This is a genomic window from Bradyrhizobium uaiense (genome assembly GCF_010811875.1).
Classification (GTDB): domain Bacteria; phylum Pseudomonadota; class Alphaproteobacteria; order Rhizobiales; family Xanthobacteraceae; genus Bradyrhizobium; species Bradyrhizobium uaiense.
In genome coordinates this window covers 1-15,358 of record NZ_VKHP01000227.1, presented here as the reverse complement: position 1 = coordinate 15,358, position 15,358 = coordinate 1, and the positions used below count along the sequence as shown (strand labels likewise).

At 64.4% G+C, this 15,358-nt stretch carries 12 protein-coding genes and 2 riboswitches; of the genes, 11 read left to right on the top strand and 1 reads right to left on the bottom strand.

What is annotated here, in order from left to right; translation table 11 throughout:
- A partial coding sequence (locus FNJ47_RS36795) for an ABC transporter substrate-binding protein (protein WP_236000298.1) occupies positions 1-783 on the bottom strand: 783 nt, incomplete at its 3' end.
- Positions 784-1,052: 269 nt separating this feature from the next.
- Between FNJ47_RS36795 and FNJ47_RS36790 the strand changes: the two genes are divergently transcribed.
- The 11 genes from FNJ47_RS36790 to FNJ47_RS36740 all read left to right on the top strand — a co-directional run bounded on the left by FNJ47_RS36790 (position 1,053) and on the right by FNJ47_RS36740 (position 15,227).
- Positions 1,053-2,183 (top strand): M20/M25/M40 family metallo-hydrolase, encoded by a 1,131-nt coding sequence (locus FNJ47_RS36790; protein WP_163160779.1) that lies wholly within the window; start codon positions 1,053-1,055, stop codon positions 2,181-2,183.
- Between the two features lie 91 nt (positions 2,184-2,274).
- A riboswitch (glycine riboswitch) is annotated at positions 2,275-2,381 on the top strand.
- A 3-nt stretch (positions 2,382-2,384) separates the two neighbouring features.
- Positions 2,385-2,500: riboswitch (glycine riboswitch) on the top strand.
- A 69-nt stretch (positions 2,501-2,569) separates the two neighbouring features.
- Entirely contained in the window at positions 2,570-3,877 is a 1,308-nt protein-coding gene (locus FNJ47_RS36785) for a D-amino acid dehydrogenase (protein WP_163160778.1), read from the top strand.
- Positions 3,878-4,142: 265 nt separating this feature from the next.
- Positions 4,143-5,441 (top strand): ArgE/DapE family deacylase, encoded by a 1,299-nt coding sequence (locus FNJ47_RS36780; protein ID WP_163160777.1) that lies wholly within the window; start codon positions 4,143-4,145, stop codon positions 5,439-5,441.
- A gap of 263 nt (positions 5,442-5,704) precedes the next feature.
- Complete coding sequence (locus FNJ47_RS36775; RefSeq protein WP_163160776.1) at positions 5,705-6,646, top strand: ABC transporter permease; 942 nt, start codon at positions 5,705-5,707, stop codon at positions 6,644-6,646.
- A 3-nt stretch (positions 6,647-6,649) separates the two neighbouring features.
- On the top strand, positions 6,650-7,537 hold the full coding sequence (locus FNJ47_RS36770) for an ABC transporter permease (protein ID WP_163160775.1): 888 nt from the start codon (positions 6,650-6,652) through the stop codon (positions 7,535-7,537).
- A complete protein-coding gene (locus tag FNJ47_RS36765) occupies positions 7,534-9,198 on the top strand; it encodes a dipeptide ABC transporter ATP-binding protein (RefSeq protein WP_163160774.1) in 1,665 nt (554 codons plus the stop codon). Before FNJ47_RS36770 ends, FNJ47_RS36765 begins: the two co-directional genes overlap by 4 nt.
- Before the next feature lie 223 nt (positions 9,199-9,421).
- Complete coding sequence (locus tag FNJ47_RS36760; protein WP_163160773.1) at positions 9,422-10,942, top strand: M81 family metallopeptidase; 1,521 nt, start codon at positions 9,422-9,424, stop codon at positions 10,940-10,942.
- A gap of 5 nt (positions 10,943-10,947) precedes the next feature.
- Positions 10,948-12,120, top strand: coding sequence for a M20 aminoacylase family protein (locus FNJ47_RS36755; protein WP_163160772.1), 1,173 nt, complete (start codon positions 10,948-10,950; stop codon positions 12,118-12,120).
- A complete protein-coding gene (locus FNJ47_RS36750; protein WP_163160771.1) occupies positions 12,113-13,531 on the top strand; it encodes an amidase in 1,419 nt (472 codons plus the stop codon). The genes FNJ47_RS36755 and FNJ47_RS36750 overlap by 8 nt, the downstream gene beginning before the upstream one ends.
- A gap of 134 nt (positions 13,532-13,665) precedes the next feature.
- The gene (locus FNJ47_RS36745) at positions 13,666-14,556 is read left to right on the top strand and encodes a crotonase/enoyl-CoA hydratase family protein (protein WP_163160770.1); all 891 of its coding nucleotides are present in this window, start codon (positions 13,666-13,668) and stop codon (positions 14,554-14,556) included.
- Positions 14,553-15,227, top strand: coding sequence for an alpha/beta fold hydrolase (locus tag FNJ47_RS36740; protein WP_163160769.1), 675 nt, complete (start codon positions 14,553-14,555; stop codon positions 15,225-15,227). The genes FNJ47_RS36745 and FNJ47_RS36740 overlap by 4 nt, the downstream gene beginning before the upstream one ends.
- The last annotated feature ends 131 nt before the right edge of the window (positions 15,228-15,358 follow it).

Genomic DNA, 15,358 nt, shown 5'->3' with positions numbered 1-15,358 from the left:
GATAAGACCATCACTGCGGTGATGCATTCGGATCTGCGCGTCAGCCATCGTGACCCACTCGACGCGGTCAACCTTCACGACCTTGCCGCCTGCGGTCCAGCTCGCCGGCTCCTTGCGCGGCACGTAGTCCTTGTTCTTGACGTAGACCGCCTTCACGCCCGGCTGGAATTCAGCCTGCACGAACTTGAACGGGCCCGAACCGATCTGTTCCGGGATCGGCTTGTCCGGCGGCGTTTCGGCCAACCGCTTCGGCATCATGAAGGCGACGCGCGACGACGGCTTGCCGATCGAGTCCAGCACCAGACCGTAGGGCTCCTTCAGCTTCAGGGTGATCGTCTTCGCATCGGTGGCTTCGAGGCTCGCGGTGAAGTCCATCAGCTTCTGGCCCATGCCGTCAACCTTGGCCCAGCGCTTCAACGAAGCGACGCAGTCTTCGGCGGTCACCGGCGTTCCGTCGTGCCACTTCAGGCCGTCACGCAGCGTGAACGTGTATGTGAGCTTGTCGTCGGACACCTTCCAGTCCGCCATCTGCGGCTGGATCTTGAAGTTGGAATCGGTCGCCACCAGCGTGTCGTAGACCATGTAGCCGTGGTCTCGCGTGATGTAGGCCGTGGTCAGGATCGGATCGATGACGCGCAGATCCGAATGCATCACCGCAGTGATGGTCTTATCCGCGGCCATGGCCTGCGGCGCAAAGGACAATTCATGCGGCGCGAACGACAGCGCAAGCGCCGACAACGCAACCGCTAAGGTGTGGCGCTTCCAACGCGAGATAGGGAACATACAATCTCTCCTGACGTGTAACTGGTCAAAGCCGGCTTATTCGTTATGCATGCGGTTCGTTATTTAGGCGAACTAACATGCTGTATGGCTTGTGAAATCGAGACTTGCATCAAGCGCAATGCGCGTCAATCGGTTTCGGGCGCGATCAAACGTATACGAACGAATGAACTACGAGTTCAGCGCATTTGACTTTACAAAGTCCTCGCCCGAGCTTTTCGTACGTACGCGAACGCGTACCGGCGCAAACAAAACAACAAGAGAGAAAAGAGATGAACCCCGCCAATCTTCCCTTTGATTCCGAAGCGATGCTGCAGGGCCTGCGCAGCTGGGTGGAATGCGAGAGCCCGACCTGGGACGCTGCCGCGGTCGAGCGCATGCTCGATCTCGCCGCGCGTGAGATGGCGATCATGGGTGCGACGATCGAACGCATCGCCGGACGCCAGGGCTTCGCGGGCTGCGTCCGCGCCCGTTTTCCCCATCCGAAACAAGGCCAACCCGGCATCCTCATCGCCGGTCATCTGGACACGGTGCACCCGGTCGGCACCATCGAGAAGCTGAAGTGGCGGCGCGACGGCAACAAGTGCTTCGGGCCCGGCATCTTCGACATGAAGGGCGGCAACTATCTGTCGATCGAAGCGATCAGGCAATTGGCCCGCGCCTCCTTCACGACGCCGCTGCCGATCACCGTGCTGTTCACGCCCGATGAAGAAGTCGGCACGCCGTCGACGCGCGACATCATCGAGGCGGAAGCCGCGCGCAACAAATACGTGCTGGTGCCGGAGCCCGGCCGACCGAACAACGGCGTCGTCACCGGCCGCTACGCGATCGCCCGCTTCAATCTGGAAGCAACCGGCAAGCCGAGCCATGCCGGCGCGACGCTATCCTCCGGCCGTTCCGCAATCCGGGAAATGGCCCGGCAAATCATCGCCATCGACGGTATGACCACCGAGGACTGCACCTTCTCGGTCGGCATCGTGCATGGCGGCCAATGGGTCAATTGCGTTGCAACGACCTGCACCGGCGAAGCGCTCAGCATGGCCAAGCGCCAGGCCGATCTCGATCGCGGCGTCGAACGCATGATCGCGCTTTCCGGCACGGCCAACGACGTGACCTTCAAGGTGACACGCGGCGTCACCCGCCCGGTGTGGGAGCCGGATGCCGGCACCATGGCCTTGTATGAAAAAGCAAAGGGCCTCGCGGCGGCGATGGGTCTCGACCTGCCGCATGGCAGCGCCGGCGGCGGATCGGACGGCAACTTCACCGGCGCGATGGGCATTCCCACGCTCGACGGCCTCGGCGTTCGCGGCGCCGATGCACATACGCTCAACGAACATATCGAGGTCGACAGCCTCGCCGAGCGTGGCCGCCTGATGGCGGCGCTGCTGGCGACGCTCGACTGACATCGATTGCACTGCACAACACGTTGGCACTGCCGGACCGAAATTTAGCCTTGTCCATTTTTGAGGCTTCGCCTACGGTCCGGCCGTCCAACACGACGATGCGGGAGAGATCGAAGCGACAACATTCATGTTGTTGGCTTCGGCGCCGACGGAGCAACCGCCCCGGAAACTCTCAGGCAAAAGGACTGTATCGTCAGGACGATCTGGAGAGAGACGAGCATGGCCGCACAGCAAGGGTCATGACGTCCACCGAAGGGGATAGTCTGCTTCCGGGCCGAGGCCCGATGCGGATCAAGCTCTCAGGTACCGTGACAGATGGGGCGCTGAAGCAGCCGGTTTCACCGGCGGTTTGGCGACTCTAACAACACGGGAGCCTGAAGACCAACATGCCACACATTGCGATCATTGGCGCCGGCATCACCGGCGTGACGACGGCCTATGCCCTGCTCGAACGCGGCTACCGCGTGACTGTCCTCGACAGGCATCGCTACGCTGCGATGGAAACCTCGTTCGCCAATGGCGGACAACTGTCTGCCAGCAACGCCGAAGTCTGGAATAGCGCCGCCACCATTCTGAAGGGGCTGCGCTGGATGCTCAGGAGCGATGCGCCGCTGCTGATGAATCCGAAGCCGAGCTGGCACAAATATTCCTGGATCGGCGAGTTCATAGGCGGCATCACGCGCTATCGCAGCAACACCATCGAAACCACGCGGCTCGCAATCGAAGCGCGCAAGCATCTGTTCTCAATCGCACAGCGCGAAAACATCGCCTTTGATCTCGAACGCCGCGGCATCCTGCACGTCTATCACGACAAGGCCGGCTTCGACGCGGGCCTGCGGGTCAACACGTTGCTGCAACAAGGCGGGCTCGACCGCCGGCCGGTGACCCCTAACGAGATCCGCAGCATCGAACCCGCGCTGCAGACGACCTGCTATGGCGGCTTCTTCACGCCGTCGGATGCGACCGGCGATATCCACAAATTCACCCGCGGCCTCGCCGACGCCTGCGCCCGCCGCGGCGCGATCTTTGTCCACGAGGCCGATGTCGACACGATCGCGCGCGGTGATGAAGGCTTCCGCATCGGCTGGAACGAAACCGCCTCCCATGAGGCTGATGTCGTGACACGACACGAGTTGCACGCGGACGGAATCGTCATTTGCGCCGGCGTCGCGAGCCGCCATTTCGCAAGCCTGCTCAACGACCGCGTCAACGTCTATCCGGTGAAGGGCTACTCGATCACCGTGCAGCTCGATGCGCCGCAAAGCCGGGACGCGGCACCAACCGTCAGCCTGCTCGACGAAGCAGCGAAGATCGTGACCAGCCGGCTCGGCGCCGATCGCTTCCGTGTCGCCGGCACCGCCGAGTTCAACGGCTTCAACCGCGACATTCGCGCCGACCGCATCCAGCCGCTGGTGGACTGGGTACGTCATCATTTCCCTGACATCGACACCTCGAAAGTCGTGCCGTGGGCGGGGCTGCGCCCGATGATGCCGAACATGATGCCGGTGGTTCGCGCCGGACGGATGCCGGGCGTATTCTACAACACCGGCCACGGGCATCTCGGCTGGACGCTGTCAGCCGCGACGGCACAGATGGTGGCGGGGGCGATCGACGATTGGCGCGACCTCGACACGCCCTCGATGGTGCCGTCGGAGGTCGAAGCGGCCGAGCCCACCCACGCAGCTTTCCTCTGAATATCTGGCCGGAGAGGAAGAATATGAGCGCATTTACCTGTGGCCAAGTCGGAATTCGCCGAGAAACACCGCGTGATAGGAACTAGCGTCACAATGGGGAAAAAGGTTTCATCGCGGGAGGGGACAATGCGCATAGGGGTAGCGGGCACGCATGACGTTGCGGCCCGGCGCGGGATTCTGGACGGCATGCGTGCCGACGGGGCCTCCGTGCGTCGCCTTTCCGAACTTGTCGAAGCTCAGCTTCTGGCTCCACGAAAGGCCGGACATGACAACTGAGACGTTGACCAAACCGGATCAGATTGCCGCTGAGCTGTGCGCGGCCGTTGATCGAAACTTCGATGATCAGATCGCATTCCTGTCGCGCATGGTCCAATTCCGCAGCCTGCGCGGACAGGAAGCACCGCAACAACATTGGCTGGCCGAGCAATTCGCAAAACGCCGCTACGACGTCGATGCGTTCAGCCTTGCGGACGTCGATCTGATGAGCCATCCGAAAGCCGCGCCAATGGACGGCATCGATCTTGCCGGATCGCGGCAGGTCGTTGCCACGCTCAACAGCAATGGCAGCGGGCGCAGCCTGATCTTGCAGGGTCATATCGACGTGGTGCCGGAGGGACCTGCTGACCTTTGGGACCAACCGCCGTTCTCGGCGGCGGTGCGCGACGGCTGGATGTTCGGGCGTGGCGCGCAAGACATGAAGGCCGGCGTCTCAGCGATGATCTTCGCGCTCGATGCGATCCGCGATGCCGGCTATGCGCCGGGCGGGCGCGTCCATCTGCAGACCGTCACCGAGGAGGAGAGCACCGGCAACGGCGCATTGTCGACCCTGATGCGCGGCTATCGCGCCGACGCCTGCCTGATTCCCGAACCAACCGGACATACGCTCACGCGCGCCCAGGTCGGCGCCATCTGGTTTCGCCTGCGCGTACGCGGCACGCCGGTGCATGTCGCCTATTCCGAGGCCGGCACGAGCGCGATCCTGTCGGCGATGCATCTCGTGCGCGCGTTCCAGGACTACACCAAAACGCTCAATGCCAGGGCGCTCGACAACAGCTGGTTCCGCGGCGTCAAGAATCCGATCAAGTTCAACGTCGGGATTATCAAGGGCGGCGATTGGGCCAGCTCGACCGCGGCCTGGTGTGAGCTGGATTGCCGGCTCGGTCTGCTACCGGGCGAGACACCGCAGCAGGCGATGCGTGGCATCGAGGAATGCCTGGCCGAGGCGCACAAGGCCGACGACTTCCTGTCCGACAATCCGGCCGAGCTCGTGTGGAGCGGCTTTCAGGCCGACGCAGCGGTGTGCGAGCCTGGCACCGAAGCGGAAGCAGCTCTGTCGGCAGCCCATCAGTCCATCTTCCAGGCTCCAATGCAGGAGCGGCTGTCGACGGCCGTCAACGACACCCGCTACTATTGCGTCGATTACGGCATCCCTGCACTTTGCTATGGCCCTTACGGTGTCGGCCCGCACGCGTTCAACGAACGTGTCGAGCTCGACAGCCTTCGCAAGACAACGCAGAGCATCGCACTGTTCGTCGCCAATTGGTGCGGCGTGATGAGAGCGTGAATGGACTTGTCGATTCAGGTCGGTGGCACACGACGACAAGTGCAATTCGAAATAGCAGTTTCAAACCAAAGGAGGCCTCCAACGGCCCGAACCGCGCCTTGATATAACGTCGCCATTGGCACAGTATTTGCCTGCAAATTCATCACGTTCGCGCTGCCTTTGAGACAACACGCAGAAGCGCATGAGACACATCACGGGGACACCATGAGTATGATGCGGCCCAGCCTTCGCTTCGCACCATCTGACGGCAGGAGACAGCAGCGATGCTTGGCTATCTGATCCGCCGCATCCTCGCCGCCATTCCCGTGATGGGCGTGGTGGCCCTGTTCGTGTTCCTGTTGCTGCGGCTGACGCCGGGCGACCCGGCCGCCATCCTCGCCGGCGACAATGCGACACCCGAACAGCTCGATCGCATCCGCACCTCGCTTGGTCTCAACGAGCCGATCTACATCCAGTTCTACACCTGGGTCGCCAAGTTGCTGCACGGCGATCTCGGCGTATCCCTGATCTCGAACAAGCCGATCCTCGAAATGATCGGCCCGCGCCTCGAACCGTCGATCTCGGTCGCGCTGGCCACCATCATCCTCTCGATCCTGGTTGCCGTGCCGCTCGGCGTGATTGCAGCGTGGAAGCACGGAACCTGGATCGACCGCTGCGTGATGGGACTTTCGGTGCTCGGCTTCTCCGTGCCGGTGTTCGTGATCGGTTACGTGCTGATCCAGGTGTTTGCGATCGATCTGCGCTGGGTGCCGGTGCAGGGCTTCAAGAGCATCTCGGCCGGCTTCGGCCCGTTCTTCGAACGCATCATCCTGCCGACCTGCACCCTTTCCTTCATCTATGTCGCGCTGATTGCGCGCATGACGCGGGCCTCGATGCTCGATGTGCTCGGTGAGGATTACGTGCGCACCGCGCGCGCGAAGGGCATCGGCGAGACCGGCGTGCTCCTGCGCCACGCGCTGCGCAACGCCGCAGTCCCGGTCATTACCGTGATCGGTTCCGGTTTCGCGCTGTTGATCTCCGGCGTCGTCGTCACCGAGAGCGTGTTCAACCTGCCCGGCATCGGCCGCCTCACCGTCGATGCGGTGCTGGCGCGCGACTATCCGGTGATCCAGGCCATGATCCTTTTGACGTCGGGCATCTATGTCGGCGTCAATCTGCTGATCGACGTTGCCTACACCCTGCTCGATCCTCGTATCCGGTACTGAGCAATGGCGATCGAAACCCTTCCCGAGTCCACTATCCCCGTCACCCGGCCGTTCCGCGTCAAGTTCGGCTTCCTGACATCGACGCCGATCATCGCGGTTGCGACGATCTGCCTCGCCCTCATCATCCTGATGGCGATCTTCGCGCCGCTCCTTGCGCCTCATGATCCACTCTTGCTGACACCATCGCAACGGCTCAAGCCGTCGAGCGCGCAATATCTGCTCGGCACCGACGCCTATGGTCGCGACCTGTTGTCGCGCATTATCTACGGCGCACGGATCTCGCTGGTGATCGGGCTCGGCGCCGCCGTCTGCTCGATCGGCGTCGGGCTCCTGATCGGTCTCGTCGCCGGCTTCTTCCGCTGGGTCGATGCGGTGCTGATGCGGATCATGGACGGCTTGATGGCGATCCCCGCCATCCTGCTCGCGATCGCCGTGGTGTCGCTGTCGGGCGCCAGCATCTGGACCGTGATGGTCGCGATTACCATCCCCGAGATCCCGCGCGTGGCACGCTTGGTGCGCTCGGTGGTGCTGACCGCACGCGAGGAACCCTATGTCGAGGCCGCAATCTCGCTCGGCTCCAGCCTGCCCAAGATCATGTGGCGGCATTTGATGCCGAACACCATCGCGCCGCTGATCGTGCAAGGCACCTATGTCTGCGCATCCGGGATCCTGACCGAAGCGATCCTGTCGTTCCTCGGCGCCGGCATCTCGCCGGAGACACCGACCTGGGGCAACATCATGGCCGAAGGCCGCGCCTTCTTCCAGGTCAAGCCGTCGCTGATCTTCTGGCCGGGGCTCTTGCTCTCGATCGCCATTCTCAGCATCAACCTGATCGGCGACGCCGCCCGCGACGCGCTCGATCCCCGCATGAAGCAGCGTGAGGGCAAGTGACCGCAACCAACTCTTCCAACGTCATCCTCGACATCAACAATCTCGTCGTCGGCCTCGGCCGCAAGGCGGACGCACACCGCATCATCGACTACCTCTCGCTGCAGGTACACGAAGGCGAGACGCTGTGCCTTGTCGGCGAAAGCGGCTCGGGCAAGTCGGTGACCTCGCTCACCGTGATGGGCCTGCAGCAGAAGGGCATGCTGGTGCCTTCGGGCGGCAGCGTCAAACTGGTCGGCGAGGAACTGCTCACCGCGAGCGACCGGCGGCTGCGCCAGCTCCGCGCCACGCGGATGGCGATGATCTTCCAGGAGCCGATGACCGCGCTCAACCCCGTGGTGCCGGTCGGCCGCCAGATCGACGAGGTGCTGCGCGCCCATACCGATCTCGACGCCCGCGCACGCCGTCAGAAGATCCTGGCGATGATGGAGCATGTGCGGCTGCCGGACGTGCAGCGCATCTTCTCCTCCTACCCGCACCGCCTCTCCGGCGGTCAGCGTCAGCGCATCATGATCGCGATGGCGCTGGTGCTGGAACCGAAGCTCTTGATCGCGGATGAGCCGACCACCGCGCTCGATGTCACCACCCAGAAGCAGATTCTCGCTTTGATCCGCGACCTGCAACGCGATCACGGCACGGCTGTTCTGTTCATCACCCACGACATGGGCGTGGTGGCCGAGATCGCCGACCGCGTCGCGGTGATGCGGCACGGAAGGCTGGTCGAAGCCGGCCCGCTGCAGGACGTGCTGCGCACGCCGAAGATGGAATACACCCGCAACCTGTTGTCCGCGGTGCCGAGCCTCGTGCCGCGCGCGCCGCGCCCGGAGACCACCGAGCCCGTGGTGCTGGAAGCCAACGAGCTCAGCAAGGTCTACCGGGAGCGGTCGCTGTACGGCAAAGCCCGCGAGGTCGCCGCCGCCAGCAACGTCACCCTCACGCTGCGCAAGGGCCGCACGCTCGGCATCGTCGGCGAAAGCGGTTCGGGCAAATCGACCGTGGCGCGTTGCATCGTCCGCCTGATCGATCCGACCTCCGGCGGGGTGCGCCTCGCCGGCCGCGAGATCTCCGACCTGTCGCGCCGGCTGTTGCAGCCGCATCGCCAGAAGATCCAGATCATCTTCCAGGACCCCTACCGCTCGCTCAATCCGCGCGTCACCGTCGGCGAGAGCATCGCGGAGGGCCCGATCAATTACGGCATGCCCCGCAAGGACGCGCTGGCGCGGGCCCGCGAGCTGCTCGAACTGGTCCATTTGCCGCCTGACGCGATCTCGCGCTATCCGCACCAGTTCTCCGGCGGCCAGCGCCAGCGCATCGCGATCGCGCGCGCGCTGGCACTCGATCCCGACGTGCTGGTAGCCGACGAGGCGGTGTCCGCGCTCGACGTCTCGGTGCAGGCGCAGGTTCTGGATTTGCTCGACGAGATCCAGCGGCGGCTGGGCATCGCGCTGTTGTTCATCACGCATGATTTGCGCGTCGCCGCACAAATCTGCGACGACGTCGCCGTGATGCAGCATGGCCGTGTCGTGGAACAGGGACCGGCCGCCGAGGTGCTGACCAATCCGCAGCAGGCCTATACCCGCGCGCTGCTCGATGCGGCGCCCGGCCGCGGCTGGGACTTCGCCAACTTCCGCCCCGTTTCGGAAGGCGTTGTGGCAACGGCCTAGGACTTTAGCCTTAAGCCTTTGCGCCCAGAGGGGCATGCAAATCCGGAAGTGCTCGACGGCTTGCGCTTGGCGCGACGACACGCTTAACGTCGCGCGCTAGAGCATGGCCCGGAAGGCGGACACCGGTCTTCCCGAACGATCACGCTCAAACCAACGAGACGAGATCGTGGTGCGAACCATTCCGATCGCGTCATGATCGAAGAAACGTATCGAGACCAACTTGATGACCCGCATTGCCGTTGGCGGCTTCCTGCACGAGACCAACACCTTCGCGCCGACGAAGGCAACCTATGACGACTTCGTGCACGGCGGCGGCTGGCCGTCGATGACGCGTGGCGCCGACGTGCTCAAGGTCATGCGCAGGATCAATGCCGGCCTCGCCGGCTTCGTCGAGGCGGCGGAAGCCAATGGCTGGGAGCTGGTGCCGACGATTGCGGCCGGCGCGACCCCGTCGGCACATGTGACGAAGGATGCCTTCGAGCGGATCGTCAAGGACATGATCGATGGCATCGTCGCGGCCGGGCCGATCGATGCCGTCTATCTCGACCTGCACGGCGCGATGGTCACCGAGCACTATGACGACGGCGAAGGCGAAATCCTCGCCCGCGTGCGCAAGGCGATCGGCAAGGACATTCCGCTGGTTGCGAGCCTCGATCTGCATGCGAACGTCTCACCCGAGATGGTCGAACATGCCGATGCGCTGATCGCCTACCGGACCTATCCGCATGTCGACATGGCCGACACCGGCCGCGCCTGCGCCAGGCATTTGGCCTTGTTGCTCAAATCCGGGCAACGTCTCGCAAAGGCGTTCCGGCAATTGCCGTTCCTGATCGCGATCAGTTGGCAATGCACCAACGACCAGCCGGCCAAGGCCATCTATCAGAAGCTTGCGGCGCTCGAGAGCGACGCGGTTCCGACGCTTTCTTTCGCGTTCGGCTTCCCGGCCGCCGATATCAGGGACTGCGGTCCGAGCGTCTTCGCCTATGGCCGGACCCAGGCCGATGCCGACGCCGCAGCCGACGGCATCGCCGCACTGGTCGAAAGCCACGAGAACGATTTCGACGGTCCGATCTATACGCCCGACGAGGGCGTGCTGCTTGCGATGAAGCTCGCGGCATCGGCCTCGAAGCCGATCGTGATAGCCGACACCCAGGACAATCCCGGCGCCGGCGGCGATTCCAATACCACCGGCATGCTGCGCGCGCTGGTGCGCAACGGAGCCAGCGCCGCCACCGGCGTGATCTGCGACCCGCAATCGGCGCGGGCTGCGCATGCGGCCGGCGTCGGCGCGACGGTCACGCTCGATCTCGGCGGCAAGTCCGGTATTCCCGGCGATGCGCCTTACAGGGAAACCTTCGTCGTCGAGAAGCTCTCGGACGGCAGGTTCGTCGCGCCCGGGCCATTCTACGGCGGCCGGGACATGGACATGGGACCCTCGGCCTGCCTGCGGGTCGGCGACGTCCGCGTCGTCGTCGGCTCCTACAAGGCCCAGCTTGCCGACCAGGCGATGTACCGCTATGTCGGCATCGAGCCGACCGCGCAGAAGATCCTGGTCAACAAGAGCTCGGTGCATTTCCGCGCCGATTTCGAGCCGATCGCCGAGAAACTGCTGATCTGCGCCGCGCCCGGGCCGATGCCCGCCGATCCCGCCACGCTGCCGTGGAAACGTTTGCGGCCTGGCATTCGTATCAAGCCGAACGGCCCGACTTTCACCCCCGCCTCCCCATCACGCACAAACGGATAGAGACCATGCCGACCATTGAGCGCATCGACAGTTTTGCCGACGAACTCACCGCCATCAGACGGGATCTGCATGCGCACCCCGAGATCGGCTTCGAGGAGGTCCGTACCTCCGGCATCGTCGCCGACAAGCTGACGAGCTGGGGCATCGAGGTGCATCGCGGCCTCGGCGGCACCGGCGTGGTCGGCGTGCTCAAGGGCAAGGGCAACAGCACCAGGAAGATCGGCCTGCGCGCCGACATGGACGCGCTGCCGATGGAAGAAAACACCAATCTGAAGTGGCGTTCGACCATTCCCGGCCGTTTCCATGGCTGCGGCCATGACGGCCACACCACGATGCTGCTCGGCACGGCGCGCTATCTCGCCGAGACCCGCAATTTCGACGGCACCGTGCATTTCATCTTCCAGCCGGCCGAGGAGGGCCTCGGCGGCGCCCGCGCCATGATCAAGGACGGCCTGTTCAAGCAGTTCCCCTGCGACGAGGTCTATGGCCTGCACAACGCGCCCGACCTGAACCATGGCGAGATCGCGATCCTGCCGGGCCCGGCAATGGCCGCCGCCGACTTCTTCGACATCAAGATCCAGGGCTACGGCGCCCATGGCGCGATGCCGGAACGCTCCAAGGACGCGGTGGTGATCGCGATGACGCTTGGACAGGCGCTGCAGTCGATCGTCAGCCGCAACGTCGATCCGCTGCAGGCAGCGGTGCTGTCGATCACCCAGATCCATTCCGGTTCGGCCTACAACGTCATTCCCGGGGACGCCTGGATGTGCGGCACGGTGCGCTGCTTCTCCGAGGAGATCCGCGCGCTGATCCGCAAGCGCATGCGCGAGATCTGCGCCGGCTTTGCCGCCGCATATGGCGCCGAAATCTCGGTCGAGATCCGCGACGGCTTCAGCGTGCTGGTCAACCAGGAAGAGCAGTCCCGCGTCGTCGAGGAAGTCGCACGCACGGTGGTCGATCCGGCCAAGGTGATCACCCGCTCGACGCCCAAGATGGGCAGCGAGGATTTCGCAGACATGATGCAGGCCGTACCCGGTGCGTATTTCTGGGTCGGCCATGACGGTTCAGTGCCCGTGCACAATCCCGGTTACGTTCTCGACGACAAGATCCTGCCGATCGGCGCCAGCATGTTCGCCCGCATCATCGAGAAACGCATGCCGGCAGGTGCGCATGCATAAGCCGAAAGGGGACGCCATCACGTCGCTGCACGATCTCTCGGCCGTCGACCTGCTCGCCGGCTATCGTGCCAAGCAGTTCTCCCCGTCCGAAGTGCTCGAGGAAATCATCTCCCAGGTCGCGACCTGGGAGCCGCACATCAAGGCGCTGTATCTGTACGACCCCGACGAGGCGCGGAAGGTCGCCAAGACCTCGACCGAGCGCTGGCAGCAGGCCGAGCCGGCCGGCACGCTCGATGGCGTGCCCGTCACCATCAAGGACAACGTCGCGACCAAGGGGCAGCCGGTGCCGCTGGGCGCGGCGAGCGTCAAGTTTGCGCCCGCGGAGAAGGACGCGCCGCCCGCGGCGCGGTTGCGCGAAGCCGGCTGCGTGATCTTCTCCAAGACCACGATGCCGGATTACGGCATGCTGTCGTCGGGGCTGTCGTCGTTCCATCCCCTCACCCGCAATCCCTGGGATATCAGCAAGAACCCCGGCGGCTCGAGCTCAGGCGCGGGCGCGGCCGGTGCTGCCGGCTACGGCCCGCTGCATCTCGGCACCGATATCGGCGGCTCGGTGCGGCTGCCGGCCTCCTGGTGCGGCCTCGTCGCGCTGAAGCCGAGCCTCGGCCGCGTGCCGATCGACCCGCCCTATGTCGGCCGCGTCGCAGGGCCGATGACCCGCACCGTCGACGACGCCGCTCTCATGATGAGCGTGTTGTCGCGGCCCGATCGCCGCGACGGCATGAGCCTGCCGGCGCTCGAGGTGAACTGGAAGGCGCTGGAGAAGTCGCCGCGCAAGCTGCGCATCGGGCTGATGCTGGATGCCGGATCCGGCCAGAAGGTCGAGAAGGAGGTTCGCGAGGTCGTCGTCAAGGCGGCGAAGGCGTTCGAGTCCGCCGGCGCCGTCATCACCGAAATCGACGGCATCCTGACGCCTGAGATGCTCGAGGGGCTCGACAATTTCTGGCGGGCGCGGACCTGGGACGAGCTGTCGAAATTGTCGCAAGCCGATCGCGGCAAGACCCTGCCCTATATCCTCAATTGGGCCGAGGCCGGCGCAAAGCTCTCCGGCGTCGACGTGGTGCGCGGCTTCAACCAGACGATGGCGATCCGCGCGGCTGCCGCAAAACTGTTCTGCGAGGTCGATTACGTGATCTCGCCGGTGTCGCCGGTCGTGAACTTCCCGGCGGAGTTCGCAGCACCGCTCAACGACCCGGCAAAGCCGTTCGAGCACATCTGCTTTACCGTGCCGTGGAATATGTCGGAGAATCCAGCGCTGTCGATCAACGGCGGCTACGACAAGAAGGGTTTTCCGATCGGCGTCCAGATCATCGGCCGCCGCTTCGACGATATCGGCGTGCTCGGCATGGGCAAGGCGTTCGAAGGCCTGCGCGGCCCGCAGAAGCCGTGGCCGACGCCGCCGAAGAAGTAGCGCCTCAACGCAAATGGGGATGCGCGGAACAACGCTGCGCATCCGACTTCTTCACAAGGGATGATTGCCGGGTTAACTGAATGGAGCCGCGCGCTAGCGCCGTTCATTCAAGAAACCGAGAGGAAATCATCCCCATGGCGTATGAGACGATCAAGTACGAGGTCGCCGAGCAGATCCTGACCATCACGCTGAACCGGCCCGACAAGCTCAACGCCTTCAACGCCACGATGCAGCAGGAGCTGATCGACGCGTTCGACAAAGCCGACAAGGATGACGACGTCCGCGCCATCATCGTGACCGGTGAAGGCCGCGGCTTCTGCGCCGGCGCCGACCTCTCCTCCGGCGCCAACACCTTCGACCGCGACGCGCGGCGCGGCCCGGTCAAGCGCAATGCCGACGGCAGCGTCGACTACAGCGATCCGCAAGTGCGCGACGGCGGCGGCCAGGTGACGCTGCGCATCTTCAAGTGCCTGAAGCCGGTGATCGCCGCGGTGAACGGTCCGGCGGTCGGCATCGGCGTCACCATGCAGCTCGCGATGGATATCCGCATCGCCTCTGAGGCCGCGCGCTTCGGCTTCGTGTTCTCCCAGCGCGGCATCGTGCCGGAGGCCGCGTCGAGCTGGTTCCTGCCGCGCATCGTCGGCATCTCGCAGGCGCTGGAATGGTGCTACTCGGGCCGCGTGTTCCCGGCACAGGAAGCGCTCGCCGGCCGGCTCGTCAGCAGGGTGGTGCCACCGGACGATCTGTTGCCGACCGCGCGTGCGCTCGCCAGGGAGTTCGCGGCCAAGACCGCGCCGGTGTCGGTGGCGCTGATCCGCCAGATGATGTGGCGCATGATGGGTGCCGACGATCCGATGGAGGCACACAAGGTCGACAGCCGCGGCATCTATGCCCGCGGCCGTTCCGAGGACGTCAAGGAAGGCGTGGTGTCGTTCCTGGAAAAGCGCCCGGCGCAGTTCAAGAACAAGGTCTCGTCCGACATGCCCGACTATTTTCCGTGGTGGCAAGAGCGCGACTATAAGTGAGCGAACGGCGTCACGCGGCGTTCACATCCGACGGCGTCGTCCTGCTGCACGGTATCAGCAGGACGGCGCGTTCGTTTCGCAGGATGGAGCTGGCGCTCGGCGATGCCGGCTTTGCCACCCTCAATCTCGACTACGACAGCCGACGCAAGCCACTTGATGCGCTGGCAGAGGACATCCACTCCTCGCTCGATCCGTTCGCGCGCAGCCTCGACGGCTCCGTGCATTTCGTCTGCCATTCGATGGGCGGTCTGCTGGCACGCGTCTATCTGGCAAGATATCGCCCGGCGCGGCTCGGTCGCGTCGTGATGCTGGGCACGCCGAATGGCGGCAGCGAGATCGCCGATCGCCTGAAAAACCTCGCTGCCTATCGCGCCTTGTTCGGCCCAGCCGGCCAGCAGCTCGTCACCCGCCGCGATGCCGCGACCAGCGCGCTGCTGCCGGCAATCGATTATCAGGCCGGGATCATTGCCGGCAACCGCTCGGTCTATCCGATCACATCCATCGGCCTGCCGCGGCCGCATGACGGCCGGGTGTCGGTCGCCAACACCAGGCTCGACGGCATGGCCGACCACATCGTGATCCGCACCTCGCATCCCTGGCTGGTGCGGAACGCCGAGGCGATCGCGCAGACGATTGCGTTCTTGAAAGGCGGGAATTTCACAAAATCGTAGGCTCGATTAGATGGGATAACGGGCCGGCGAGCTGCTAGCAAGCCGCTCACTCGCTACGGCGCTGGTGGTGGCGCGCTCGCTCGCGGCTTGCTGGTTAAGGCGGTCGTCCCTCAGATTGATGGTGTTTGAAC